Source organism: Desulfovibrio sp. 7SRBS1 (assembly GCF_049723905.1).
In the GTDB taxonomy this organism is placed as follows: Bacteria; Desulfobacterota; Desulfovibrionia; order Desulfovibrionales; family Desulfovibrionaceae.
Genome location: NZ_JBJKFD010000001.1, coordinates 3,265,915 through 3,292,030 on the forward strand (window position 1 = coordinate 3,265,915; position 26,116 = coordinate 3,292,030).

General features: G+C 57.3%; 25 protein-coding genes. 3 read left to right on the forward strand and 22 right to left on the reverse strand.

The window, feature by feature from the left end:
- Position 1: 1 nt before the first annotated feature.
- The 6 genes from pheA to ACI0FJ_RS14660 form a co-directional block, all read right to left on the reverse strand.
- Entirely contained in the window at positions 2 to 1,162 is a 1,161-nt protein-coding gene (gene pheA, locus ACI0FJ_RS14635) for a prephenate dehydratase (protein ID WP_424304635.1), read from the reverse strand.
- A 13-nt stretch (positions 1,163 to 1,175) separates the two neighbouring features.
- The gene (locus ACI0FJ_RS14640; protein ID WP_424304636.1) at positions 1,176 to 2,165 is read right to left on the reverse strand and encodes a 3-dehydroquinate synthase II; all 990 of its coding nucleotides are present in this window, start codon (positions 2,163 to 2,165) and stop codon (positions 1,176 to 1,178) included.
- Positions 2,166 to 2,168: 3 nt separating this feature from the next.
- The gene (locus ACI0FJ_RS14645; protein WP_424304637.1) at positions 2,169 to 2,978 is read right to left on the reverse strand and encodes a 2-amino-3,7-dideoxy-D-threo-hept-6-ulosonate synthase; all 810 of its coding nucleotides are present in this window, start codon (positions 2,976 to 2,978) and stop codon (positions 2,169 to 2,171) included.
- 646 nt (positions 2,979 to 3,624) lie between these two features.
- A complete protein-coding gene (locus ACI0FJ_RS14650; protein WP_424304638.1) occupies positions 3,625 to 4,800 on the reverse strand; it encodes a MalY/PatB family protein in 1,176 nt (391 codons plus the stop codon).
- A gap of 15 nt (positions 4,801 to 4,815) precedes the next feature.
- Positions 4,816 to 6,288 carry a Na+/H+ antiporter NhaC gene (gene nhaC / locus ACI0FJ_RS14655; RefSeq protein WP_424304639.1) on the reverse strand — a complete coding sequence of 491 codons (1,473 nt, stop codon included), beginning with the start codon at positions 6,286 to 6,288 and terminating at the stop codon, positions 4,816 to 4,818.
- 142 nt (positions 6,289 to 6,430) lie between these two features.
- Positions 6,431 to 6,805: a Rid family detoxifying hydrolase gene (locus ACI0FJ_RS14660; RefSeq protein ID WP_424304640.1), complete on the reverse strand. Its 375-nt coding sequence runs from the start codon at positions 6,803 to 6,805 to the stop codon at positions 6,431 to 6,433.
- Positions 6,806 to 7,115: 310 nt separating this feature from the next.
- Here ACI0FJ_RS14660 and ACI0FJ_RS14665 point away from each other — a divergent pair, with 310 nt between their 5' ends.
- Positions 7,116 to 7,766 carry a helix-turn-helix transcriptional regulator gene (locus tag ACI0FJ_RS14665; protein WP_424304641.1) on the forward strand — a complete coding sequence of 217 codons (651 nt, stop codon included), beginning with the start codon at positions 7,116 to 7,118 and terminating at the stop codon, positions 7,764 to 7,766.
- A gap of 383 nt (positions 7,767 to 8,149) precedes the next feature.
- On the opposite strand, the gene ACI0FJ_RS14670 is transcribed toward ACI0FJ_RS14665, so the two are convergent.
- The 5 genes from ACI0FJ_RS14670 to fba form a co-directional block, all read right to left on the reverse strand.
- On the reverse strand, positions 8,150 to 9,040 hold the full coding sequence (locus ACI0FJ_RS14670) for an EamA family transporter (protein WP_424304642.1): 891 nt from the start codon (positions 9,038 to 9,040) through the stop codon (positions 8,150 to 8,152).
- 155 nt (positions 9,041 to 9,195) lie between these two features.
- Positions 9,196 to 9,546 (reverse strand): ferredoxin-thioredoxin reductase catalytic domain-containing protein, encoded by a 351-nt coding sequence (locus ACI0FJ_RS14675; protein WP_424304643.1) that lies wholly within the window; start codon positions 9,544 to 9,546, stop codon positions 9,196 to 9,198.
- A gap of 2 nt (positions 9,547 to 9,548) precedes the next feature.
- Complete coding sequence (locus ACI0FJ_RS14680; protein WP_424304644.1) at positions 9,549 to 9,797, reverse strand: glutaredoxin family protein; 249 nt, start codon at positions 9,795 to 9,797, stop codon at positions 9,549 to 9,551.
- A gap of 111 nt (positions 9,798 to 9,908) precedes the next feature.
- Complete coding sequence (gap, locus tag ACI0FJ_RS14685) at positions 9,909 to 10,898, reverse strand: type I glyceraldehyde-3-phosphate dehydrogenase (protein WP_424304645.1); 990 nt, start codon at positions 10,896 to 10,898, stop codon at positions 9,909 to 9,911.
- Positions 10,899 to 11,805: 907 nt separating this feature from the next.
- Positions 11,806 to 12,729, reverse strand: coding sequence for a class II fructose-1,6-bisphosphate aldolase (fba, locus tag ACI0FJ_RS14690; RefSeq protein ID WP_424304646.1), 924 nt, complete (start codon positions 12,727 to 12,729; stop codon positions 11,806 to 11,808).
- Between the two features lie 456 nt (positions 12,730 to 13,185).
- Between fba and trpB the strand changes: the two genes are divergently transcribed.
- Positions 13,186 to 14,406: a tryptophan synthase subunit beta gene (gene trpB, locus ACI0FJ_RS14695; protein ID WP_424304647.1), complete on the forward strand. Its 1,221-nt coding sequence runs from the start codon at positions 13,186 to 13,188 to the stop codon at positions 14,404 to 14,406.
- Between the two features lie 129 nt (positions 14,407 to 14,535).
- Here the strand turns inward: trpB and ACI0FJ_RS14700 are convergent, their stop codons facing one another.
- The 11 genes from ACI0FJ_RS14700 to ACI0FJ_RS14750 all read right to left on the reverse strand — a co-directional run bounded on the left by ACI0FJ_RS14700 (position 14,536) and on the right by ACI0FJ_RS14750 (position 24,754).
- Entirely contained in the window at positions 14,536 to 14,949 is a 414-nt protein-coding gene (locus ACI0FJ_RS14700) for a cupin domain-containing protein (RefSeq protein ID WP_424304648.1), read from the reverse strand.
- A 32-nt stretch (positions 14,950 to 14,981) separates the two neighbouring features.
- Positions 14,982 to 15,629, reverse strand: a complete 648-nt coding sequence (thiE, locus tag ACI0FJ_RS14705) for a thiamine phosphate synthase (RefSeq protein WP_424304649.1) — start codon at positions 15,627 to 15,629, stop codon at positions 14,982 to 14,984.
- Positions 15,626 to 16,459, reverse strand: coding sequence for a hydroxyethylthiazole kinase (gene thiM / locus ACI0FJ_RS14710; RefSeq protein ID WP_424304650.1), 834 nt, complete (start codon positions 16,457 to 16,459; stop codon positions 15,626 to 15,628). Before thiM ends, thiE begins: the two co-directional genes overlap by 4 nt.
- The gene (locus ACI0FJ_RS14715) at positions 16,456 to 16,758 is read right to left on the reverse strand and encodes an MTH1187 family thiamine-binding protein (RefSeq protein WP_424304651.1); all 303 of its coding nucleotides are present in this window, start codon (positions 16,756 to 16,758) and stop codon (positions 16,456 to 16,458) included. The genes thiM and ACI0FJ_RS14715 overlap by 4 nt, the downstream gene beginning before the upstream one ends.
- A 141-nt stretch (positions 16,759 to 16,899) precedes the next feature.
- A complete protein-coding gene (gene hypF, locus ACI0FJ_RS14720) occupies positions 16,900 to 19,290 on the reverse strand; it encodes a carbamoyltransferase HypF (RefSeq protein ID WP_424304652.1) in 2,391 nt (796 codons plus the stop codon).
- Between the two features lie 124 nt (positions 19,291 to 19,414).
- Complete coding sequence (locus tag ACI0FJ_RS14725) at positions 19,415 to 20,335, reverse strand: DUF362 domain-containing protein (RefSeq protein ID WP_424304653.1); 921 nt, start codon at positions 20,333 to 20,335, stop codon at positions 19,415 to 19,417.
- A 157-nt stretch (positions 20,336 to 20,492) separates the two neighbouring features.
- Entirely contained in the window at positions 20,493 to 21,167 is a 675-nt protein-coding gene (gene plsY / locus ACI0FJ_RS14730; protein ID WP_424304654.1) for a glycerol-3-phosphate 1-O-acyltransferase PlsY, read from the reverse strand.
- A 321-nt stretch (positions 21,168 to 21,488) separates the two neighbouring features.
- Positions 21,489 to 22,244: an energy-coupling factor ABC transporter ATP-binding protein gene (locus tag ACI0FJ_RS14735; RefSeq protein WP_424304655.1), complete on the reverse strand. Its 756-nt coding sequence runs from the start codon at positions 22,242 to 22,244 to the stop codon at positions 21,489 to 21,491.
- Positions 22,245 to 22,255: 11 nt separating this feature from the next.
- Positions 22,256 to 22,999, reverse strand: coding sequence for a cobalt ECF transporter T component CbiQ (cbiQ, locus tag ACI0FJ_RS14740; protein ID WP_424304656.1), 744 nt, complete (start codon positions 22,997 to 22,999; stop codon positions 22,256 to 22,258).
- A gap of 468 nt (positions 23,000 to 23,467) precedes the next feature.
- Entirely contained in the window at positions 23,468 to 24,229 is a 762-nt protein-coding gene (locus ACI0FJ_RS14745) for a DUF4198 domain-containing protein (RefSeq protein ID WP_424304657.1), read from the reverse strand.
- 231 nt (positions 24,230 to 24,460) lie between these two features.
- Entirely contained in the window at positions 24,461 to 24,754 is a 294-nt protein-coding gene (locus ACI0FJ_RS14750) for a hypothetical protein (protein WP_424304658.1), read from the reverse strand.
- 333 nt (positions 24,755 to 25,087) lie between these two features.
- Between ACI0FJ_RS14750 and ACI0FJ_RS14755 the strand changes: the two genes are divergently transcribed.
- On the forward strand, positions 25,088 to 25,999 hold the full coding sequence (locus ACI0FJ_RS14755; RefSeq protein WP_424304659.1) for an alpha/beta fold hydrolase: 912 nt from the start codon (positions 25,088 to 25,090) through the stop codon (positions 25,997 to 25,999).
- The last annotated feature ends 117 nt before the right edge of the window (positions 26,000 to 26,116 follow it).

The window sequence follows — 26,116 nt, forward strand, 5'->3', positions numbered from 1 at the left end:
CTCAGGCCTGGTGCCTGACGTCTATTTGCTGTCCTTGAGGGTAGCTGCCCAGAATGCGGAAGGTGAGGCAGGCTTCTTCCAACCTTCCTAAGGCCTTGCGCAGTGCTTCGCTGCGCAGGTCGCAATCCAGGTCGGCAAAAAAAATGTATTTCCACTTTTCGCTTTTTATGGGGCGGGATTCAAGCTTGGAAAGGTTGACCCCTTCCTCGGCGGCCACATTGAGCATATTGGCCAGAGATCCCGGCTTGTTGGCCGTGGTGAAAAGTATGGATGTCTTGACGTTGTCCGGATCGGCCACCGGTTCGGTGCCGATGATGAAAAACCGCGTCCAGTTGTCCGGCGAATCCTCGATGGGCGAAGCCAGCACCTTGAGCCCGCACATTTCGGCCAGCTTGATATGGCCGATGGCGGCGGCGTTTTTCTTTTTGACCACCATGCGGGCTGCGGCCGCCGTGCTCTCCGTGGGTGTTATGTCGGCCAGGGGCAGGTTGGCGCGCAGCCAGCCGCCGCATTGCTCCAGGGCCTGCGGATGGGAGTACACCTGGGTGATGTCGCCGAGCGAATCAGAGGTGGACAGCAGGCTGTGGCTGATGCGGGCCAGGATTTCAGACTGGATGTAGACCTCGTATTGCTGGAAACAATCCAGGCTTTGGCCCACGGTGCCCTGCAACGAATTTTCCAGAGGGATGACTCCGTAGTCGGCATTGCCCCCGGCGACCGAGGCGAAGACGCCCGGAATGGTGGGACGGGGGGTATAGTCGGCGCTGGAGCCGAGATATTCCTGGCCCGCAAAGTACGAAAAAGTACCTTCCGGTCCCAGATAGACCACTTTGAGGCGCTGCTGCATATCACGCGAGGAGGAAATGATCTCGCGGTAGATGGCCCGCAGATGGGCATCGGGCAGCGGCCCGGGGTTGAGTTCCGACAGCTTGTCCAGCAGGGCCTTTTCGCGGCCCGGCTTGAGAATCTTGCCGCCGGAGCGCGCCTTGATGCGGCCCACGCGACGGGAAACGCGGGCCCGGCGGTTGAGCAGGTCGACCAGTTCGTCGTCTATCACGTCAATCTCTTTGCGGACGCTGGCCAGCACTCTGGCTTCGTCCAGCGGTGCGTCCGGGTTGGGCGCACGCCACGGAATATCGTCATTTTTTTCGTTGTCGGACACGGTGTTGTTCTCCTCAACCTTCGCGAATATCTTCGTCCACGCGCATGCCGAAATGGCGGCCGGCGCTATCCATGCGGCACAATACTTCATCACCCGGCTGCAACGTTACCACGCTGGCTGGCTCTCCGCCAGGACGTACCAGGCGTATGGTTTCGGCATTCTGCAGGAAGACGGAACCCTGTCCGTTTTCGGTTTCAGCCTTTAGCAGCAACATGGGCCGGACTTCGGTCTTGAGCCTTCCGGTTACGGCCGTGCGGCAGTTGCCTTCCTTGTCCACTATGAGCACTTCGTCGCCCGGGGCCAGTTCTTCCAGGTAGCGGGTGGTGTCGCCGGGCATGAAAACATAGGAATGGACGGCTCCGGCATTGACCCGGAAGGGGCGGGAGGCCACATAGGGGTTTTCCTCGGTTTCGCCGTGCACCAGAAAGGTGAAGGCGCTGGAATTGCCCACCATCATGCCTTCGCCGGTTGCCAGCAGGGAGAGGGTGTCCACGCAGACGCGGTGTCCCAGTCCCACGGGGATGATTTCCGTGATGCGGGCAGGTACCAGGTCCATGCGGCCCTGGCCGAGTTTGGCACCGGCAATGATGGGTTTGGACTGCATGACGCCTTCCGGGGAAATGACCAGAAAATCTGCGCCCTTTTCCAGAATGCCCAGAGCCAGGCGGGCTTCTTCGGCGTCGTGCACTTCCATGCCCAGCTTGCCGTCCGTGCCCCTGGCAGCGGCCAGCAGGTTTTCCACGGGGATGATTTCCACGCCCCGGCGCAGGCAGACAGCCTGTCCCTTGGCCAGCAGATCGGCGGCGGTTTTTTCATCGTCCTTGCTGTTGATGGCGATGAAATGCATGTCCTTGAGGTCCATGGTTCCCACGCGCGAGAGGGAGGCGATTTCCCCCAGGTGGTCTGCCGTGGCGATTACCGCGTCCACGCCGGATTCCAGGGCCATGGTCACTTGTTCCTTTTCGTAGGGATCGGCCAAAAAGTAGATCGGTTTGGTAGCCACGTGTTACCCCTTGAGCCTTTCGAGGGCCTGGTCCAGCTCCCAGTCTTCGTGCACGATGCCGCGCAGGACCCGCACCAGCAGCTTGGGATCGTCGGCCTGGAAGACGTTGCGGCCGATGGAAAGTCCGCGTCCGCCAGCCAGGATGGAGTCGTGCACCATGCGCACCAGGTCTTCGGTGTTGTCCAGCTTTTCGCCCCCGGCAATGACCACGGGAACGCAGCAGCCTTCCACCACGCGGGCAAAGGATTCAATGTCTCCGGTGTAGGGCACCTTGACCACGTCCGCGCCCAGTTCCACGCCCACGCGGGCGCAATGGGCCACGACTTCCGGATCGTACTGGTTGATGCCCTTGCCCCGGGCGTAGATCATGGCCAAAACCGGAACGCCCCAGAAGGCGGCGTCGGTGCACACGCGGCCCATGTCGCGCAGCATGTCGATTTCCGCGTCGTCGCCCAGATTCACGTGCAGGGAAACAGCGTCCGCGCCCAGGCGGATGGCTTCCTCGACCGTGCCCACCAGGCACTTGGCATTGGGCCGTGGAGAAAGGGAGGTGCTGGCGGAAAGATGGCAGATGAGGCCGATGTCCTTGCCTGCGCCGCGGTGGCCGCAGCGGATGAGGCCCTTGTGCATGAGCACGGCGTTGGCACCGCCATCCACCACGCTGTTCACGGTCTCGCGCAGGTCCACCAGCCCGTAGATGGGGCCGACGGATACGCCGTGGTCCAGAGGGACCAGAATGGTTCTGCCGGTGATGCGGTTGAAGATGCGTTCCAACCGGATGCTTTTGCCGATGTGTGTGTTTGAATTGTCCATTTTGTTTCCCCGTCGTGTTTGTTCGCGGGGCCGGACAGGGACTTCGCCGCGGCTGGGTACAAAAAAAGGGCCGCTGGCGGAGTGCCTGCGGCCCTTTGAAGTGACTTTGTTCGTTCGTAACTCGACTACACGCCACCCTCAGGTCCACAGGCCTCACTAAAATACCAAAAGTAAAAAAAGTAAAAAAAGGAGTGGGTGTGGGTGGTGGATGCGTTCATAGAGTTCCTGCTACGAGATCTCGTCGGAAAGTGTCAAGAAATTTTTTGTTACGATTTGGCGGCGCCTCCGGAAGATTCATCCCTGAATAATCCATTTTATCCGTTCCCCTGCTGGGGCTGGCGGCCCATTGGGCAGGGCGGATTTTGGACCGAAAAAATAATGTCGGAGGGAGGCCGTTGGGGAGAATTTCTCGGCACCAGGGGGGAGATTTCACGAATCTTCCAGTTGCGGCTCTCCATTCCAACGGCGATTTGCATGGGAATCCGTGGAGGGACTGCACCTGGGCAGGAATGTGCGCCGTGCTTTTGCCCAATTTCAAAATTCCGGTTGATTGGGGGACGGTTGCGGGAGCATTTCCAAAGAAAAAAGCCGACAAAACCCGTTGGAAGGCTTTGTCGGCTTTTATTGTACGCTTGGAACCAGCTGATTAGGCGAGTGCCCGCTTGAGACCTTCCGCGGCCTTTTCAACCGTGGCCCGTGGGCAGCCCAGGTTGATACGTTCATAGCCTGCACTGGCCTTTCCGAACCAATGTCCGTGATCCAGGGCAAGACGGGCAATATCCTCAATGCGTTGGGCAAGTTCTTCATTACCCAGGCCCAAGCTGCGGCAGTCAAACATCATAAGATAGGTTGCTTCCGGGATGATCGGCTTGACACCTGGGATGTTTTCCCGAACAAAATCAGCAATGTATTTAACATTCCCTTCCACATGTTCAATGAGCCCGTCCAGCCAGTAGCCGCACTTTGCGTAAGCGACTTCCGTGGCCACCACACTGAAGGCGTTGTTTCGCTTCAGGAGTTGGTAGTCAAGAAAGTTCATGTATTTCTTATGGTCTTCCTTGTTGGGCAAGGCGACATAGGAAGCCTGCAAACCGGCCAGGTTGAAAGCCTTGGAGGGGGAAAAACCCGTGATGGTGATCTGTTCCACATCCTGCCCCAAGGAGGCGATGGGAATGTGTTTATGGCCTGTATGAATGAAATCACGCCAGATTTCGTCGGTAAAGATTCTGACGTTGTGACGCAGGCAGATGTCGGCCATCTTTGACAGTTCGTCTTGCGTCCAGACACGCATGGCAGGATTGTGCGGCGAACAAAGGAGAAAAGCGGTTGCCTTGGGGGAACTGCATTTCTTTTCAAAGTCCTCAAAATCCATCACAAATTTTTCATTTGCTTCATCCCATTGCAAAGGGGATTCACAAACCTCCCGGCCTGCTCCGTTGATGATGGAGTAGAAGGGATAATAGACGGGAGACTGGATAATGACCTGATCTCCTGGCTGGGTAAAGAGCTGGATGCAGTAGGACATGGAAGGCACAACCCCGGAACAATGGGCCATGCTTTCATAATCCATCTTGTACCCGAATTTTTTTTCGGTCCAGTCGATGGCCGACTGGAAATATGATTTCGGGCGGTACACATACCCATAAATGGCCTGGGAAGCTTTTTCCTGCAATGCTTCGACAATTTCCGGAGCGCACTTGATATCCATGTCGGCTACCCACATGGGCAACAAGTCGTCTCTGGAGTATAGGCGGTCCATTTCGGACCACTTGGTCGAATGATTATTTCTCCGGTCCGTTTCAATATTATAATCTATGTGCATTTCTAGCTCCTTTGATTACTCGGAAAAGGCAGGCTGACCCTGACCATCTTCAGGTTTTTCTTTGGCTATGAAGAATCCTGTGTATCCCCATATTACTGCGAAGATGCAACTGGTGTAGCAAAGAATGGCCCAGGGGAAAAAGTCCATGACGGCAACGCCAAGTGTGGCTGCCATATACGCGCCCGATGATGACCAGGGAATAATGGGAACAACGACTGTGCCGGAATCCTCCAGTGTCCGTGACAGGTTTTTAGCTGCCAAGCCCATCTTACCGTAGCTTTTTTTGAAAATCTCTCCAGGAATAAGAATGGTGAGGTGCACGCTGCCGGTGACAAGTGCCATGGTGATGCAGGACAGGCAGGTGGATAATATCAAGCCACCCGTTGATTTCACACGGGAAAGGATGAACCCAAGAATGACATCCAGTGCGCCCATTTTGCTGACGATGCCGGCAAAGCCCATTGCGCAGAGAATCAACAAAATGGTGCTCATCATGCTTCGCATGCCACCACGGTTGATCAGGCGTGTGACTTCCCAGATGACATTGTCGGCATTGAATCCCGGCGTATGGACCATATTGACGTTAAATCCGCTTAGGAAGGCGTCCAATCCGCTTTTCAGATCAAATCCCTGATACAGCCATCCTAAAAGGATGGCGATGGCGCAGGAAATGATCATAACCGGGGTTGTAGGGTATTTTTTGAAAGAACCGTACAATACGATGGCCAAAGGCAAAAGCAGAACAGCATTCCAGCTGAAGATGCCATCCATAGTGCTGAGCATGCTGATGACTGTCTGAGGCGTTGCGGCGTCTCCACTGGAGTTCATCCCGACAATGAAATACACGATAAAGGAAACAATACCGGCCGGTACGGTTGTGTAAAGCATGTGGCGGATGTGTTCGTATAAATCGGAGCCCGCCACCATGGAAGAAAGATTTGTCGTATCGGAAAGAGGCGAAAGCTTATCCCCCAGGTATGATCCAGCCACAATGGCTCCGGCAGTGGCCGGAAGGGATGCACCCAAGCCCATTGCGACGCCGATCATGGCCACACCGACAGTTCCGATTGACCCCCAGGACGTTCCGGTAACCAAAGAGACAACAATGGTTACAATAAAGGCCGCCAAGATGATGTATTGGCATGAAATGCTCTTCAAACCAAAGTAAATCATCATTGGAATAGTTCCGGAGTATATCCAGGTGCCGATCAAACCACCTACTATGATCAAAATGATCAAGGCTGGCATGGCAACATTGATTTTTTCAATGATGCCATTTTGCATGTCCGACCAGGTAAGTCCTGTCCTGCGGGCCATAAACGCAGCGTATATGGTTGCGATTACCAGCAATGGATCCGGTTTGTAATGGAGCATGCCATACCCCACAGCCAGAAGGACCATGAGAACCACTAAAGGTGAAATGGCTTCAAAATGAGTTGGGGGGCGTTTCATGATCTTTTCTTTTTCGGTTTTCGATCCGGCACTCATCACGAATCTCCTCAGTAATTAGTTGTTGCCTACTCACAGGTCACGGCTTGCAGGCCGAGGCCGCTTCTCCCCATCACAATGGTTTGGGGAGAAACGGCAATGTGTCTTGTGTCACGCTCAACCAGGTAGTGCAGAAGTGTTTCTAGATGATACAAGTTGCTTCGATTTCGATTTCACCGCCCAAAGGCAGTTCAGCCACCTGGACTAAAGAGCGGGCTGGCTTGTGATCACCGAAAAAGTCCGAATACACGGCGTTGATTGCAGGAAAGTTTTTCATATTGGTCACAAAGACGGTGATCTTTGCGATGTCTTCCAGGCTGCCTCCGCCTGCCTCAACAACGGACAGGACGTTTTTTAGGGATTGCAGGGTGGCCTTTTGAATATCTCCCTGGACCAACACGCCTGTTTCCGGGTCTATGGGCAGTTGTCCGGATGTGAAAATGACATTTTTTTCTATGGTTCCCTGGCTATAGGGGCCAACAGCCTTGGGCGCGGTTTCGGTACTCACAAACTGCATGATTCCTCTCAATTTTGATTAAAAATTATTATCTCTTCGTGAGATAATTTTTTATACGTTTAGATAAATTATTGTCAAAGGGTTTTTTTGTCTTTTTTTCTAAAAACTAACAGCCTGAAATAGAAGACATATTCCGGAGGGAGGTGCAAAAAAAATATCGGATCCCGCTCATTGGCAGCCAGCTCCAACGCGAGTTCCCATAGCTTGATCCTTTATTTCAGCTACGCTATCATCAAAAATTGAGCATTTTGCTTAAACAACAGATCAAAAACGTGTTGCACTCAGACACATAAAGAAATGGCGCATAAGTATGATCATACATATAGACCATGATGTATTGATGGATTTTTTGAATCAGGTCCTGGGAAAAAATTACGAGATTGTTTTCCATGATATATCAGATGGTTCTATTGAGAATTCCGTAGTCGCTATCCGAAATGGTCATGTTACGGGCCGTGTTCTTGGCTCATCAGCTACGGGAAAAGCGCTGTCCATATTGAAAAAGCATAGCGGGAACACCAAAAATCCATACGAAGTGAATTATGTCGGGATTGCCCAGAATGGGAAAAAGCTGCGAAGCTCCACTTTGCTGCTTCACGATCCGGAAACAGAAAAGCCAAGTGCCATGCTTTGTATGAACATTGATGAAACCCCCATCTATCAAATCAAAAAGATTTTGGATGGCTTCCTTGTGAACGGGCATTCTGCTCAGGATGAAGAATCATTCAATTGTGACATACAGAGCTATGGGGAAAACCGGATGGAGGAAATCCTTCTGGAATACCCTGGCATAATACGCCACATGAGCAGCGAGGAAAAACTCAGGATTATCCAGAAAATGGACAAGGCCGGGATATTCTTGATCAAGGGGTTTGTTGCCAAGGTGGCGGATAAACTGGAAATTTCAGAGCCTACGCTCTATCGGTACCTCAAACAGATCGAGAAAGGGCACTGTGGATAAGTTCGGTTGAGACAGCTTTGGGAAAAGTTCGTTTGCAGTGTAGCCCGCCCGCATAATCCACCCCGCAAAACAGAGAGATTTTCGGCAAACGCCCCAGAAGGGGCCGCGCCATGTACGGAAATCCCGATTCAGTGAAAGCCTCATCTTTCAGATACTGCAAGAAGCTGGCAGGTTTCCCTTGCAGCCACGGCCCATGCTCCCCCATTCGGTGCCAGCTCCGGCAGGCTCAGCTTTCTTCATTCCTTTCTTTTTTTCCGCATTCAAGGGCACGGCGTTCTCCTGGCCGAGGTTCCGGTGGTGTTTTGCGACTCCAACCGTACCAGCCAAAAGCGGGCAGACCACGTTCCTTGTATGGTCTGCTGTCAGAAGGACTGGTCTTGGAATCAGGATGCGAAATAGGCCAGACAGGCTCCGGCAATGATGAGCCCGACGCCCAGAACGCGGGGCGGGGCAAAGCGTTCGCGCAGAACCATCCAGCCCAGGCCTGCGCCCACCACCAGGCTGGTCTGGCGCAGTACGCCCACATAGCTGACCTTGCCCAGGGACAGGGCAAAGAGGATGAGCACGAAGGAGAGGGTGTTCAGAACCGAGACCGCAATGATGCGCCATTTGTTGGCCTGCCACTCGGCCCGGACCACGGCGGGGTCCAGCTTTTTCAGCAGGGGCAGAAAGTAGAGGTTGGAGGCCAGCGTGTAGCAGTACATGTATATGAAGGGGTGCAGGTGCCCAATGGCCTCCTTGCCCCACAGGGTGTAGAGCGCCACGAAAAAGGCCGCCAGCAGCGCCAGAAAAAGGCCCCAGCCGGGTATGGAGGCTCCGGATGCATTGCTGCAAGTGTGCCCCTTTCTGGAGCGGGGAATGTGGAAGCTGTCCAGGGGGATGACGAACACGCCGAGCGTGGCAGCGATAACCGAAAGCCAGCCCACCATGTCGATGCGCTCACCGAAAAAGAGCAGAGCCAGAAATGGGAGGAATATCGTGCTGGAGCGCGACACCGGGTAGGCAATGGTCAGGTCCAGCAGCTTGTAGCTCCGGGCCAGGCAGACGTAGTTGGCAATGGAGAGGAACGCGCCCACGGCCACGTACCAGAGATTGCCGGGGGCCATGCCCCATACATACAGGGCAACGGCAAACGGCACGGCGTAGATGATCGGTTCAAGGGCTTTGCTCAGGCCAAGAAAGGCGTTTTTATCGTGGGCCTGCTTGAACAGAAAATTCCAGTAGCCGTGCGCGATTGCGGAGAGAATGACCAGAAAAAAAGGAAGGCCTTGCATAGCGTGGGCACCTGTTGCGTGAAAAGAATAAGACTATCCCCGTCCCGTCTTTCCCATTCGCGGCGAACCAGACTGGCAAAGCGGGTTCATTCCCGGAACGGAAACGCAGGCGGAACCGAAACGCAGCAGGCCGGAAGTCCGGACGTTTGCTTGGCCTAGTCGCCCATGCCCAGTGCGGCCAGAAGTTTTTCCGGCGGACGGCGTTCGGGCACGGTCACTTTTTCGATTGTCCCGTCGAGCCACTCCTTGGAAACGTACAGGGCGCAGAAGCAGGCCCCGAATTCTTGCACATCGGCGTCGCGGTATTCGCAGGGACAGAGAATGTCCCGGTCCTGTTCGTAGTCTCCCGAGGCCAACCGGCAGGGGCAGGCCATGTAGCCGTACCGCTCCTTGTTGGTCAGCAGGCTTTCCAGGAGCGGCATGGTGTAGGACATGTCGGGATTAAAATGAAATCCCTTTTTTTCCTGAAAGTCCTTGAGCTTTTCGTACAGGGTTTGGGCGTCCATTGCTATTTGTCCAGAGCGTTGCGGATTTTCTGTTCATCAAAGCCGACGACCACTTCGTCATTTTCAAAGACGATGGTGGGAAAGGAAAGACCGGGGTTGTGGCGCTTGAGTTCCTCGATGCAGTTCTGGCGTTCCTCGCCGGTGAGCTGGTCCACGTAGGTGCAGTCGAAGTCGGCGTTGCATTCTTCCAGAAGTTGGCGCGCTTTTTTGCAGTGGATGCAGGTGGAGAGACCGAAGAATTTGATGCTCATGAATTTGCTCCGTGTGGCGGTGCGGGTGCAGCCCCGTAGAGACCGCCGGCTGCTTTTGGCTTTGCCGTGATGGCCGCCGGACATATGGGGAATGTCCGGCGGCCGGGATAGCTATATGCTGGCCGCAACCTTGCGGATAAGCCGCAGAAGCTGCCAGGTGAAGCTGGATTCATTATCGTACCAGATGATCATTTTTACCTGGGTTCCATTCTTCACGGAAGTACACAGTCCGTCAACCACACCTCCGTGGGTGTCGCCGATGTAGTCGGTCGAAACCAGCGGAATCTCGGTGTAACCCATGTTCTCGTTGGCTGCGTTCTTCATGGCCGCGTTGATTTCCTCTACCGTGGTCTCGCGGCCCAGTTCGGCCACCAGATCTATGAGGGAACCATCGGCCGTGGGCACGCGTACGGAAATACCGTCCAGCTTGCCTTCCAGTTCCGGCAGTACCAGCCCCACGGCCCTGGCTGCGCCCGTGGTGGTGGGCAGCATGTTCAGGGCGCAGGCCCTGCCCCGGCGGATGTCCTTGTGCGACCCGTCCAGCACGCGCTGGCTCATGGTGTAGGAGTGGATGGTGGTCATGGTGCCGTATTTGAGGCCGAAGGTCTCGTTGAGCACCTTGGCCACAGGAGCCAGGCAGTTGGTGGTACAGGATGCATTGGAGATGATCTTGTGGCTGGCGGGGTCGTACTTGTCGTGGTTGACACCCATAACCACCGTCAGGTCCGGATCTTTGGCCGGAGCCGAGATAATGACTTTTTTTGCTCCGCAGGCCAGATGCTTTTCACAGGATTGACGGTCGTTGAATTTGCCTGTGGATTCGATAACCAGATCGCATCCCTGCTTGCCCCAGTCCCATTCGTCGGGCGCATTGCGCGTAACCTGGACATGGTTGCCGTTGATGATGATTCCGTCATCATCGTGACCTACTTCACCCGGGTAGGTCCCGTGCACGGAATCGTATTTCAACAGGTAGGCAAGGTCGGCGTTGGATGCCCGGGCGTTGATGGTCGCCAGCTCCAATTCGCCTGCCTCTCCAATGATGCGGGCCAGATAGCGGCCAATGCGCCCCCAGCCGTTGAGACCTAGTCTGACAGTCATGATTTCCCCCGATTGTTTGGAAATACAGAATGTTAGAGTAAATAAGAGAGTCGGTCATCCCATTGGCAAGGCAAAAAGACCACGAGCAGAAGCAAGTTGTCCGCCATGCCGAGGGATGCCGTATCGCCAGTACAGCAAAGGTGGTTGGGCGCACTCCGGTCAGAAAGTGATCCTCTTTTTAAGGGATATTTACGCCCGCCCAAGCTGATAATAGCAAATTTGATGGATGTGAAGCAATGCCGGACAATATGCGGAAGGAAATAAAAAAAAAGCAGGTCGTATTTTCTGGCGCCCCATGCTGCAAAATCTTGAAAAGCGTTGCGGTGTATGCCTTGCCGGGCGGGGGGCTGAAAGTGGGCGGGCCATGGATGTGGAGTTAGAAAAATGAGTTTTGGGGTCGGCAGTTCAAAAATGCTTGGGGGCTCAGGCAGCTGAAAAATGCCCGATAGCTTCGTTGCTGCGAAAAATTCAGATCCCTCGTGTACATAAGAGTACACGTCGTGACTGAATTTTCCTGGCGTCTTGCTCTCGAACCTTTTTGAACTGCCTGCGGAATTGGGTTGGTGGGGGAAAAGAAAGAAAAATCAAAGAATTGTGAACGTTTGTACGGCAGAGCGCAAAAGGTGCGAAGACAAGGCATGAGGGTGACTCAAGGCCGACGCATATTTCCTGATGCGCTGGATTTGGGCCCGCTTAAATAACGAAGTCAGCGGGGATTGGGTGATCTGTCAGGTCGGCTTCTGTTATCTTTTCAGAATGCCGAAAGATTGGGGCCGGCAGGGTGGTGCAAATGGTGCGAAGACGAGGCGTGAGGGGAACTCAAGGCCGACGCGTATTTCCTGATACGCGAGGATTTGAGTTCTTCGAAGCAACGACGTCAGCGTGCCTTTTGCACCACCCTGAGGGGTTAGGCGGCGTTGGAACTGCCCAATACGTTCTTAATCTTGTGCTGTACCATGTCTTTCACCGCGGTGCGGGCCGCACCCAGGTAGGAGCGAGGATCGAACGCTGCCGGATTTTCCTGCAGATACTTGCGGACCACGGCGGTCATTGCCAGGCGGATGTCGGTATCGATGTTGATCTTGCACACGCCAAACGTGGCGGCCTTGCGCAGCAGCTCTTCGGGAACGCCCTGGGCGCTGCCGATGTCTCCGCCGTATTCGTTGCACATGTGCACGAATTCCTGGAGCACGCTGGACGCGCCGTGCAGCACCAGGGGGTACTGGGGCAGCATGTTGGAGATTTTTTCCAGGCGGTCGAAGTCTAGCCGTGCCTCGCCCGTAAACTTGTATGCGCCGTGGCTGGTGCCGATGGCGATAGCCAGGGAGTCGCAGCCCGTGCGTTCCACGAATTCGACTGCCTGGTCGGGATTTGTATAGATGTGGTCATCGGCACTGACGTCTTCTTCAACTCCGGCCAGAACGCCCAGTTCGGCCTCCACCCACACGCCGTGCTCGTGGGCATAGTCCACCACTTCCTTGGTTACGCGGATGTTGTCCTCAAAGGAATGGCTGGAGCCGTCGATCATCACCGAGGTGAAACCGCCGTCGATGACTTCCTTGCAGATGGTGAAATCCTTGCCATGGTCCAGGTGCAGGACAACGGGCAGGTCGCTGCTTTCCGTGGCGGCTTCCATGAGCTTCACGATATAGTTCTGCCCGGCGTACTTGCGCGCTCCGGCAGAGACCTGGAGGATGAGGGGAGAGCGTTCCTCCTGCCCGGCTTCCATGATGCCTTGGATGATTTCCATATTATTCACATTGAAAGCGCCGATGGCGAATTTGCCGGCATACGCTTTGGCAAACATTTCTTTTGGAGAAACGAGTGGCATTATGAACTCCCTTGTCGGTAATTTTCTATTTGGGAAATACGGGCCGAAGCCGCAGGTTAATACCGAAAATATATACCCAGCCGGGGGCTTTTCTGTCAACGCGGGCTGGATGTTTCAATGCGTTTGCTTGTGCGTGTTTCCGTATGAAAAAATGGGTTGGGAAACATGTCCGTTAGGGGGCGGTTCGCCGAATATTGTTGTGCGGCAGGCCTTGCGGAGGCTTGACAGACCGCAATATGGCGTGCCAATAAACGCGTTATGCAAAACGTGAACACCCTTCTTTCCACCGGTTGGTTTTGGTGGCGGTCCTGGAGCAACAGGCCGCGGGGTGTTTTTGTGGCATAAGTATTCCTCCCTGGTGGAGAACTATACAGACCAACATAACCGCGGCAGCGAAAGCTGGCGCGGTTTTCTTTTTGTCCGCGCCGGAGGTCGCTGCGCACAAGGAGACGCGCAATGACAACCCTTCCCGATTCCAAAGGTTTTTTCGGCGAGTACGGCGGACAATATCTGCCCCCTGAAATCCTGCCCATTGTCAACGAACTGGCCGACGTCTTTGCCAAATACAAGGACGATCCCGAGTTCAACCGAGAATTTTCCTATTATCTGAAGCAATATTCCGGGCGTCCCACTCCGCTGTACCTGTGCGAAAACCTTACCGCACGGCTGGGCGGCGCAAAAATCTATCTCAAACGCGAAGACCTCAATCACTTGGGCGCGCACAAGGTGAACAACACCATCGGCCAGATCCTGCTGGCCAAGCGCATGGGCAAGAAAAAGGTCATAGCCGAAACCGGTGCAGGCCAGCACGGCGTTGCCACGGCAGCGACCTGTGCGCTCATGGGCATGGATTGCGTGGTCTACATGGGCGCGGAGGACGTGCGGCGGCAGCAGCTCAACGTCTTTCGTATGGAAATGATGGGCGCCAAGGTGGTTCCGGCTACCAGCGGCCAGTGCACGCTCAAGGAAGCCGTGGACGAGGCGCTGGGCGCCTGGGTGGCCGATGCCGAGAACACGTTTTATCTGCTGGGGTCGGCCGTTGGCCCGCACCCGTATCCCATGATGGTGCGCCACTTTCAGTCGGTGATCGGCACGGAATCCCGCGAGCAGATTCTGGAGCTGGAAAGCAGGCTGCCCGATTATGTCATGGCCTGCGTGGGCGGAGGTTCCAATGCCATCGGCATGTTTTCCGGTTTTGTGGACGATGCCGAGGTAAAACTGCAGGGCGTGGAACCGTCGGGCCGCGGACTGGCCGTGGGCGATCACGCGGCCTCTTTGAGCCTGGGCAAGCCCGGCGTGATGCACGGTTTCAACTCCTACATGCTGCAGGACGACAAGGGCGAACCCGCGCCCGTGTACTCCATTTCCGCAGGGCTGGATTATCCCAGCGTGGGGCCGGAACACAGCCTGCTCAAGGACCTGGGCCGGGCCGAATACGTCATGGCCAGCGATAAGGACGCACTGGCCGCTTTCTTCATGCTGTCCGAATGCGAGGGCATCATTCCCGCGCTGGAATCCGCGCACGCACTGGCCCAGGCCATCCGCCTGGCTCCGAAGCTGGACAAGGACAAGATCATCCTGGTCAACCTGTCCGGCCGCGGTGATAAGGACGTGGCGCAGGTGCAGGAAATGCTCAGCAAGGGTGTTATCGACCGCACCAAACTGACCATAGAATAGGTATTTGTTATTGCGCGCGCGGGGCGGGGGATGCGGACGTTGTGTCTTTTTCTCCCGTCCCGCAATGCGGAAAGACAAGCTCCGGCTGCACCGGCAAAACAGGGCAGCCGTTACTGCCGTAACATTTGCCTACATCGCGTCCTGCGCGTCGTAGACGTTGCAGATGCAGCACAAAAAGGTTCCGGATTCGGTTGTGCTGGCATTGCGCATGCCGTGCGGTTCGTCGGCTCCGGTGTAGACCCAGTCGCCCGGTTTGCAGAGGCGCGATTCCAGAATTTCCCCGGTTTCCGGGTCTGCGCCAAAGCATTCGAACTCGCCCGACTCGATGTACATGGTCTGCTGGTAGAAGTGGCTGTGTACAGGAATTTCACCGCCCGGCTCCACGGTAAAGTGGCGCAGGCCGTATTCCGGCTGGCCGTTGGCGTCCTGTCCCACCTTGGACAGCCAGCGGATGGTCACGCCCTTCACGTCGAAATTCTTCTGGTTGAACGTGGCCGTTTTAACCGGCACGCCTTCCACTTCGCTGGTATGTTTGGCGATCATGTATTCCTCCGGTTCTGTAACATATTGAAATTTCAGCCTGCCGTCCGCTTCCCGGCTTCCACGGCACGAACAAGCCGGGCTGCGGCCTCGCGCGGCGACGGGGCCGAGCATATGGCCGAAACCACGGCCACGCCGTCCACCCCGGAGGTCGCGATTTCCTGGGCGTTTTCCTGATTTATTCCGGCAATGGCCACCAGGGGAATGCGCGATTGGGCCACGGCGCGGCGCAGGCCGTCCGGTCCCCAGGGCGAGCCTTTCACATCCTTTTTGGTATTGGTGGGGTAGGCCGGGCCAATGCCCAGATAGTCCACGGGCATGGACTGGGCAGCGGCCAGCTCTTCCGGCGTTTCCACGGAAAGGCCGAGAATCCGGTCCGGGCCGATGAGACGGCGGGCGTCTTCCGCCGGCATGTCGCTCTGGCCCACGTGCACGCCTTGCGCTCCGGCGGCCAGGGCCACGTCCAGGCGGTCGTTGATCAGCAGGGGCACGCCAAGCGGTTCCAGACGGGAGACAAGGGCGCGGGCAAGCGCGACAAACTCACCGGTGGCGGCGTGTTTTTCCCGCAGCTGCACCATGGTGCAGCCGCCCTTCACGGCCTCGGCCACCACGTCCTCCAGGCTGCGGCCCAGGCACAGGTCGCGGTCGGTCACCAGATATACGGAAAGATCAAACGTGTTCATGCAAGTTCCACCTTCAGCCGCTGGGCAACGTCTTTTTCTTCCATCAGATACAATGCGTTGTACAGGTGCAGCTGCAGACTGCCCGGTCCGGGCGAGGCCTCGGCAGCCATTTCCCCGGCAATGTCCATGACCGCGGCGGTATCAACCGCAGCCAGGAACGGGTCGGGCTGGACCGCGGCCATGGCTCCGGCCAGCGCGGTGCAGGTGCAGCCAAGGCCGGTGACTCTGGGCATCATGTCCGAGCCGCCTGCCAGCCGGGCTTCCCTGTTTCCGTAGACCACAAGATCCACCTCGCCGCTGACCACCACGGCACAGCCGTGTTTGCGGCTGAGCACGCGGGCGGCTTCTCCGGCCTCTTCCACGCTATTGAGCGAGTCCACGCCCTTGGGGCGGCCCTGTTCTCCGGCCACGGCCATAATCTCCGACGCATTTCCCCGGAGTATGGCGGGCCGGTATTTTTCCAGAAATTCGCGGGCCAGACCGGTGCGCAGGTCGTTGACCCCGGCGGCGACAGGGTCCAATGCAATGGGCTTGTTCTGTTTGACGGCAATGTCCATGGCCACCCGCATGCCTTCCACATATTCCGGGGCAAGGGTGCCAAGGTTGATGACCAGGGCCTGGGCCAGGTCCATGAGGCCGGGCAGGTCTTCGGCCACGTGGTTCATGGCCGGGGATGCGCCAAGGGCCAGCAGGGCGTTGGCCGTGTTGTTGGTGACCACGTAGTTGGTGACGTTCACCACCATGGGGCCCTGCTTGCGGACCGCGTCGATATCGTTCCAGACTGTCCGTATCATTTCGGGGGAAGCACTCATGTCACTCATTCCACTCATTCCAAAATGTCTCCGACGCTTTTGACCTTTTGGACCATGCGGCCTCCGTCACTTTTCTTGGAATCCACGGCCATGGTCATGTAAACCCGGTCGCAGTCCTTACGCAGCTCGTCGTGGCAGCGGCGGACGACATCCATCACTTCGTCGAATTCGCCTTCCATGACCGTCCCCATGGCTCCCAGCTCGTAGGGAAGCCCGGAATCCTTGATGATGCGCAGGGCGCGGGCCACATAGGGGGCAAGCGATTCCTTGTCTTGGGGGTCCAGGGGAAAAATAGTGAATGTTACAACGCAACTCATGAAAATTCCTCCATATGGAATTGAATGTGCAAAACGGATTGTGCGTCCGCAGAGAATGGCCGGTCAAGGCTGAAATACCCCATGGAGTAAAACAGCCTGTGGCGGCGCAGTCGGTGCGGGGATGTGTCTTTGCCTCGGGTATCAGCCTGCTTCGGCTTGCAGCGCCAGCAGCCGCATGCCGTAGGCCACCTGCCCCAGGCTGATGCAGCCGTCGTTGGGCGGCAGCTCGGTGTGTGTCAGCGCGGTCAGCCCGCGCTGCTTAAGCGCGGCCGGAAGTTCCAGGCTCAGGGTCTTGTTTTGCATGACCCCGCCGGAAAGCCCAACCACTTTGGTGCCGGTCTGCTCGGCCATAGAGGCGGCCAGCTCGGCCAGACCAAAGACCAGCCCGGCGTGAAATTTTCGGCTGATGACGCCGGGAGCCACACCGTCCATGTGGTCGCGGGCGGCCTGGGCAAACAGGTGCAGGGTGTCGAACAGGACAGGCGCTCCGTCACTGGAAGTAAAGGTGCACTCGTACCGGCCCTGTGCATTCATGTCCTGGGCGGCTTCCAGACGGATGGCGGCCTGCCCTTCGTAGCTCACCTCCAGGCAGATGCCCAGCAGGGCGGCCACGGCATCGAACAGCCGACCGCAGCTTGAGGAGAGCGGGCAGTTGACCCCGCGTTCCAGCATCTGTTCCACCATGTTGGCGGCCTGGGTCTGTGCAGGGAGCCAGGGTGTTTTGTCCGGCGGGAGTTCCATGCCGCAGGCGCGCAGCATGGCCTGGGCAATGCGCCAGGGATTGCGTATGGCAGCCTCGCCTCCAGGCAGGGGCACGGGGGTAAAATGGGCCAGCCGCCGGTGCTCCAGGGTGCGGGTGTCCACATACAAACACTCGCCGCCCCACAGGGTTGCGTCTTCGCCATAGCCCGTGCCGTCCAGAGCAAGGCCGATGAGCGGCCCCTGGTGTTTGTTTTCCGCGGCCACGGAATGGATGTGCGCGTAGTGGTGCTGCAGCCCGACCATGGGGATGTTTTCCTCCCGGCTGCGCTGGGCCGCATACGGGGTGGTCATGTAGTCGGGGTGCAGGTCGTGCACCAGCAGTTCGGGCGTCACCTGCAGGATGTCCTGCAAATGAGCCGCGATTTCCTTGTAAAATCCGTAGGTTTCCAGGTTCTCCATGTCGCCGATGTGCTGGCTTACAAAGGCCTGGTCGCCCTTGCTGTAGCACATGGTGTTCTTCAGCTCCGGCCCGGTGCCGAAGACGCAGGCGCCCTTTTGGGCGAGAAACACGGGCGAGGGGGTGAAGCCGCGCGCCCGGCGGAACATCTGGGGCGTGCCGTCTTCGGTTTCTGCGGCGGGCAGAATGCGCATGACCGAGTCGTCCGTGCGGATGAGGATGTCGCGGTTGTGCAGCAGGAAAACGTCGGCAATCCCGCCCAGCCGTTGCAGGGCCTCGCGGTTGCCAATGGCAATGGGCGCGCTGCTGGAGTTGCCCGAGGTCATAACCAGGGCGGGCGGCCCCTGGGTGCGGGCGCGGTAGTGCTCGAAAAGTACATGGTGCAGCGGGGTGTAGGGCAGCATGACCCCGAAAAATTCATTGTCCGGCGAGATACCTTGGGCCAATGGCGTGCCGGATTTCTTGCGCAGCAGCATGATGGGCCGCTTGTTGCCCGTGAGCCATTTCTCTTCCGCCGGGGAAATATGGGCGAACTGCCGGGCTGTTTCCAGGTCCGGCACCATCACGGCCAGGGGTTTGCCCTTGCGGTTCTTGCGTTCCCGCAATCGTTCCACGGCCTGCCCGTTGCAGGCGTCCACGGCCAGATGAAAGCCGCCCAATCCTTTGATGGCGGCTATGCGTCCCTGGGCCAGCAGCTCGGCAATACGGAGAATGGCCGCATCGTTTTCCACCAGCCTTTGGGTATCGGGCGCGGTCTGTTCGTTATCGAGCGCGGTCTGCTCGTCACTCGGCGCGCAGAGCCAGACCTTGGGGCCGCATTCGGGGCAGGCGTTGGGCTGGGCATGGAAGCGGCGGTCCAGCGGGTTTTCGTATTCCTCCCGGCAGACCGGGCAGAGCGGAAAACAGGCCATGGAGGTCTTTTCGCGGTCGTAGGGAATGGAGCGGGTGATGGTGTAGCGCGGGCCGCAGTTGGTGCAGTTGGTAAAGGGGTAGCGGTAGCGTGGGTTGGCCGGGTCGCGCATGTCGGCCAGGCAGTCGTCGCAGGTGGCCGTATCTGGCGAGATGAGCACGTTGTGCCCTTGCCCTGCGCTGCTGGCCAGGATGGCGAAGATTTCCTCGCCGTCCACGGTCTCGACGTCGCTCTGTTCCAGGCTGGTGATGCGGGCCAGGGGCGGCAGCTTGTCCGTGAGGTCGCGGCCAAAGCCGTCGGTGGCCTCGGGCGGTCCCTGGACTTCCAGGACCACGCCTTCGGGCGCGTTGCAGACCGTACCGGTCAGTTGGCGTTCATGGGCAATGCGGAAGACGAACGGGCGGAAGCCGACCCCCTGCACTTGTCCGGCAATAATGAAACGACGGCGGATGATGTGCTGCATGATGTTCCTCTGGTTGCACCGGTAATGTATCGTTTCGTGTTTGCGGGCGTCAATCCGACCGGCCGCCTGGTATCAACTGACATGATCGGTCAGCAAGGGCCCGTAGTCTGGAACAGAATCGGGTTCAGAAAAATCTCTGCCACAGGCTTTTCAACCGCCCCTTGAGCAGCCGCTGGGGCGCGAAGGTTTCCGGGTTGAGTTCTGCGGGTATCACAAAGCCCGAAACATCCACGTCCTGCGGGGTTTTTTCCGGGAAATACACGCCGCCGAGGTCCGCGCCGGGCCTGCCCATGGAAAGGGCCAAATGCCAAAGGGGCACGTCCGTGGGCACCAGCCCCAGGGCATTGTACAGGGTGGCGTCCAGGGCATGCATGTTTGTGGAAGCGGCCACCAGATTCAGGGGGTGGGATTCTCCCCAGATGGGGCCTTTGATGTGCATGGCGCGGATGCCGTCCACAATATGGAGCTGGGCGGGAACGAGTTCCGCAATGTCCAGAATCATGCGGGGGAATCTGTTGCCCTCGTCGCCGTGGCGGTAGTGAGCCAGGGCCTTGCGCGGGCCGCACACGCAGCCGAACAGGTTTTTTACCGCCGCGCTGATGCGCATCTGGTTGTGGACCTTGAGCTTGGGCAGGTTGACTATGGCGTCGGCTTCCAGGGCGTCGCGGGAAATGCCTATGGAAACCCCGCCGGGCAGGCGGATGGTACGCGGCCGTCCCAGGCTGATGAGCCGCACGGGCAGGTCTTGCAGAGCTTTGGCAAGGCCGCTGCGTCGGGCAACGGAAAGGGCGGTCCCGAACGACGGGGAATCGCCCACTGTCACTTTTGCCCCGTATTTGAGGAGCACGCGGCAGACCTGGCGCACAAAAAGGGGATGGGTATTGGAAATCTCGGCATTGCGCGCGCCCACCATGTTCGGCTTGACCAGCACGCGCATTCCCGTGGCTGGGAAAAAGCCGGACGCGTACAGCATGTCGTCGATCATCCGTTCCAATTGGGGATCGGCGTATTCGGGACAATGCTGAAGAACAACCGGGATCGGCATGGTTTCCTCGGGGAGGGTGCGTTGTTTGAGCCGTAAAAGTCCGGGCGTTCCCTACCGCGTTGCCTGCGGCAGCGGAATTTGAGCCGAAAGGACGGAAGGGAGCGTTGCGCCTGTGGGGTTTATGCCGGGCGTTTTGCCGCCGTTGGCCAGGGGCTGTTCAGCTTTTTTTGCGCCAGGGGTTTTCCCTGCCCTCGGCCAGCCGGTCTATGTTTTCCCGGTGTTTCCAGTACAGCAGAAAGGTGGCGATAAAGGCGAAAAGGGCGATGCCGAAATTGCCGGACAGGATCAGGAAAATGGGCAGGCAGGCGCCGAACATGAGCGCGCCAAGGGAGACGTAGCCGCTGGCCGCAATGGTTACAACGCAGAGAATAACCGAAAAGAGGATGGGCCAGAAGGCCAGGGGAAGAAATGCGCCGATCATGGTGGCAAAGCCCTTGCCGCCGGTGAATCCAAGCCAGCACGAATACATATGCCCCAGAACGCAGGCCAGGGCGCACAGGCCCACAAAGAACCAGCTGTCGCTCATGTTGGCGGCCACCATAACGGGCAGCGTGCCTTTAAGGATGTCCAGAGCCAGCACCAGAATGCCGTATTGCGTGCCGCACAGACGGGCCACGTTGGTGGTGCCGATGTTTCGGCTGCCTGCTTCGCGTGGATCAATGCCGCAGGTTACTTTGGCCACCACGAGTCCGAAGGGAACGGCGCCGAGCATGTAGCATATGGCCAGCCAGAGAATATTGAGCATCTGCGCGAACTCCTTGCGTTCCAGGCTGTGACGGGGGGGCGGAACAGCCGGGCTGATAGTTTGAGGGGGGTAGATTATCCTAAACATATTCAGTCTACAACCTCAGGCGGCTGAAAAAAGCGCGATAGGGGCGTTGCAGCGCGTTTCCACTTCGCGGGCCGTATTATTTATACTGTCCTCGCTCGTGGAAATGCTCGCGCCTTGCTCTCGCACCTTTTTGAGCCGCCTGTCGAGTAGGGCTGACCTTTCGGAAGCTTTTTTTGTGGATGACACTTCAAACATTAAAAATTTTTTCCCACTCATGTACGAAAAATCCCGCCCCGGCGTTTCGCTGGGGCGGGATTCTTCGTACATAGCTCGCAGGTCCAGGAGGCCGTTGCCTCCTGGCTGGCGGAGCCATTCTTCTCTTTACCCTTCATGCGTATGCGGCACATCGCCGTGGGGGTGGATATGGCGGTGCTGGTGGAAGAACTCGCCGTCTTCCTGCCGCAGTTTGCCGTTTTCCAGGGCCATGACGGTGTTGGTCACCTGGGTCAGGAAGTCCCAGTCGTGGGAGATGACCAGCAGGCTGCCCGGCCATTCGCCCAGTATGCGGATAAGGCGGGTTCTGGTCTCGGGGTCCAGGTCGTTGGTGGGCTCGTCCAGAATCAGCGCGCTGGGCAGCATGGACATGATGGAGGCCAGGGCCACGAGTTTTTTTTCGCCGCCGGAAAGTTTGTGGGTAACGCGTCCTTCAAAGCCATCCAGGCCCAGCGCGGTAAGGGTGCGGCTGGCCGTTATCCGGGCATTTTCCGGGGAAAGCCCCTGGTTGAGCGGCCCAAAGGCCACGTCTTCCAGCACGGTGGGGCAAAAGAGCTGGTCGTCCGGGTTCTGGAACAGGTAGCCCACCCTTTCGCGCACCTTGCTGAAGTCGGCAGCGTTGGTGTGCGCCGAGACTGGCGCGCCCATAAAGAAGACCTGTCCTTGGGTAGGGGTTTCCAGGCCAAGGGCAATGCGCGCCAGGGTTGTTTTGCCTGTGCCGTTGGAGCCGATAAGCCCGATACGGCTGTTCGTGTCCATGCGCAGGCTGATCTTGTCCAAGAGCATGGGGCGGCTTGGGTAGGCAAATATGATGTCGCGCAGTTCCAGGGAAAAATCTTTGGGGGCGGAAAAAGTGGATGTCATGGCAGGCCTCGTTACATCAGATGGTCGGCAGCAAGCAGGGTCATGGATACCAGCAGGGCCGCGGCCATGAAAAGGGTGTCCGGGCGGCCCGGCGTGTGAGTATCCAGGCTGTGAAACGTTCCGTTGAAGCCGCGGCAGCGCATGGCCTCGTAGACCCGCTGCGAGCGTTCCGAGCTGCGCACCAGCAGCATTCCCGTTAGCCAGGCAAAGGTACGGTAGGAGGAAAGGCTGGTGCGCGGAGTGAACCCCCGCAGTATGGCCGCGGTGCGCATGGTGGCGTATTCCTGGGCCAGGGTGTCTATGTAGCGGCTGGTAAAGGCGACCAGGGCGCAGACTTTGGAGGGCAGGCCGAGCCGTTGCAGGGCGTGGCCCATGCGGTGCGGCGGGATGGTCCCTGCCAGGGCCATGAATGCGGCCATGATGGCGTTGGCCTTGAGCGTTACCAGCAGGCAGATCATGACGCCTTCCCGGGTAATGGTCAGCGGGCCGAGGCTGAGGAGCGTTTGTCCGGGGTAGGTCCAGGGCACGGTGGCCCACAAAAAGAGGACAAAGCCGTTGGTTGCCAGCAGGCGGCGCAGGGCCTTTTTTTTGCCGAAACCGCTGAACGGCAGCAGGGCAAAGGCCGGGACGCAGCCACAGAGGGCGACGAGCGGGTTGTGCAACAGGGCGGCGGCAACGGCGAAAACAGCCGCACCCGCCAGGCGGAAGGCGGGGTGGAGGTGGAGGAGGGGGGCGCTGGTCGTCGTTGTATCCATTTTTTTTCTCTTTCAGGTTGCTGAAAAAGGCCCGTCTGCTTCGTTACTGCGGAAAATTCAAGTCGCTCGTGTACGTAAGAGTACACGTCGCGATTAAATTTTCCTGGTGCCTCGCATCCATACCTTTTTGAGCAACCTGCGGGTGAGGAAAATTCAGTACATGTCGCAAATGAATTTCCCCCTGGTGCCTGGATCTCGTACCTTTTTGAGCAACCTGTAGAAGAAGATAAGAATTAAAATTCGTTATGTTCTTGTCTCGTTGCCTTTGGGCAGGGGGCCATGAGTCAGGCTGCAAAAGCAAAGTTCACATGGCGCACTGTACGTCGCAAAAACCATGTATTGCCATTATAAAGGGCGAAATAGTCAAGGCCAGGGCTGCGTTTGCAAGCCTCCTGCTTTGACAATAAAAAAAGGCCGGAATGTCTATAATTCCGGCCTGTCATACCGTGTTCAGAGCCTGGGCTCAATCTATTTTGTGGTAAACGGCTTCAGCTCGATCCAGAGCACGGCACCGAGTTCCACGTCCTTGCCCTCGATCTTGTAATCGGCATCGTTGAGTCCGGCGAATCCCCACCAGCCGGGCAGGGGCAGGGCGACCGTGAATACGCCGTTGCCGTCGCACAGCACTTCCTGGGTCACCATGCAGTCGCTGGGAGCCGTGAACTGACCAGCCGCGTTGTAGTATTCCACTTCCACGCGGGTGTAGGGCGCGGGCTTGCCGTCCATCAGGACGATGCCCTGGAAAACGTTGCCGGCGTAGTTGCCCCAGGGGCGGGTAAGAGGCACGATTTCGGTTTTCAGGCCGACGGGGGTGTTCCAGTCTTCGCCTTCGTCATAGGCGGAAACCACGGTCTTTGTATAATGGATGATGTAGTTGTCTTCAGCGGGTTCGGGGTAGGCCTGCGGCTCCATGGCAAAGATGTACATGCCGGGGCGTTTGGGGCTGTAGGTGGTCATCCAGGACTTGTGGCCCATCACCTTGGTTTCTTTCAGCGTGCCCAGCAGGTCCTGGCTTTTGCCGTCATGGAACACCTTGAACATCTTGGGCTTGACCAGATCCATTCCGTGCCCCTCAAAGGGATGGGAGAAGGACAGGGTGAGGTCCAGGGATTTTTGGCCCTGGGGCAGGATGGAATTGCTGGGAATGATCATGCCGAAGTGAGCCATTGCCGGAATGGTCAATGCCAGGAAAAGGCCAAGCGCCATAATGGAAACTGCAAGGCGTTTCATACGGAACTCCCATGGTTGATTTCGATGCGAATACAAATGTTGATGTTAACCGCTATGCGTGTCTATAATTTAAAAAATGTGCTACAGTCAACGAACAAGTCTTTTTTCCCCCTGCTTATTGCGGGTGTTGTGACGTGGCACTCTTCTTTTTCTTTTGTTTTTCGGGCACAAAAAGGCCCCCGCAGGTAGGCGGCCTGCGAGGGCTACGGTGGTTGGCGTCAAATCCGGAAGTTAAATCATGTTGTCGATTATTGTTCCCTTGCCCGAGTACGCAGCGTCCAGGACGCTTTTCTGGAAGTTGTAGTCCTGTGAATTGTTCGGGCCGTAGTTGTTCCCCGAATTCATGTAATCCAGGGTTTTGGATACAACCTGTGCGCCGAACGTTTGCTTGTCCACCGGAGCCAGGCTCTGGCTGGAAGCATTGTTCATGGTGTCGAGAGTTTTCGACACGACCTGAGCACCGAAGGTTTGCCGATCCAGAGAGGTGTTGTACTCCCCTGTTCCGGAGATGCTTGACATAGGCATGGTCCCCTCCCGGAGGAAGTACGGATCTGACGCTTATTCGTCGTATCGGTCGATAACTTTGTTTTCTTTACCCCTCGGGCGGAGAAAAATGAAAAAAGATGAAAAAAAGATGAAAAAACCGTGCGGCGGTGGATGGCGGGCTGGGCGTTGCGGGCTGGCATTTGGGTGTCCGGTGGCGTTCCGGCTTGGAATAGAAACATTGTTTCAATCGTATATACGGATAGATAGAAAGAGTTCGATGATCGGTTGATTATGTATGGATACATCTGTATATAGTTGCATTCTGAAATGCGATTTTTATCTGTGAAAGGTTCGATTTCTGTCAGGCGGGTTATGAAAAAATTTATTACAATTGGTTTTGTGCTGGCGACCATATTGGTAGTGCTGGGAGGAAGGGCCTTTCCCGCAAAAGCGGATGCCACGGCAAAGGGAGTAGTGTACCACCTATACGGTAACGCGGGGCCTCATTCGCCTGTCGTGCTTATCCACGGCTTGGCCTGCGACTCATCGGTATGGCGCTTTCAGGTACCTGTTCTGCAAAAAAAAGGGCGGGTTATCGTGGTGGATCTCCCCGGGCACGGGCAGAGCATCAAGCCGCATATGCAGTATACCCTGCGGCTGTTCGCCGATTCCGTGCGCGAGGTCATGGACAAGGCGGGAGTGGATAGGGCCGTTCTGGTGGGGCACAGCATGGGCTTTTCCGTGGCGCGGATGTTCGCCATCATGTACCCGGCCCGTTGCATTGCCCTGGCCGACGTGGACGGTGTGTATGAAATCCGGCCCGAATCTGCGCACGACCGGGCTGTATATTCCCGGATGGTGCAGGACTTCATTGCCCCCATCCATGGCGACGACTTCCAGCGCGATCAGTTCATGCAACGGTTCATACAAGGCCTGTTCACGGACGAAACCCCGGAACGGTTGCGCCGTCAGATCCGGGGGCTGATGCTTTCAACGCCCCGGTATGTGGCGGACAGCGCCCTGGAGAATCTGTTCCGCGAAGAGGACTGGAAACCCTGCCCCAGACCGGGCCTGCCGGTGCTGGCCGTCTATTCGAACATGGCGGGATTTCCGCCGGACATGGGCGACCGGCTGTGCAGGGAGTATTCCGACGTCCGTATGCATGTGCTGCGAACCCCCGGCCATTTTCTGATGATGGAGCGGCCGCAACAGGTCGATAAACTGCTGCTGGAATTTCTCGACACGCTTCCGTCGCAAGAGAGTGCAAAAGCCCCGGCATCCTGATTCCATCCTTTCCCTGTGCTTTTCCTTTTTTCGGTTCTTCTGGCCCGGATATTTTAGCGCGTCCGAAAGCGAACCCGGCTGCCGGGGAAGGGTGGAGAGAGCCGTTGGCTTGATACC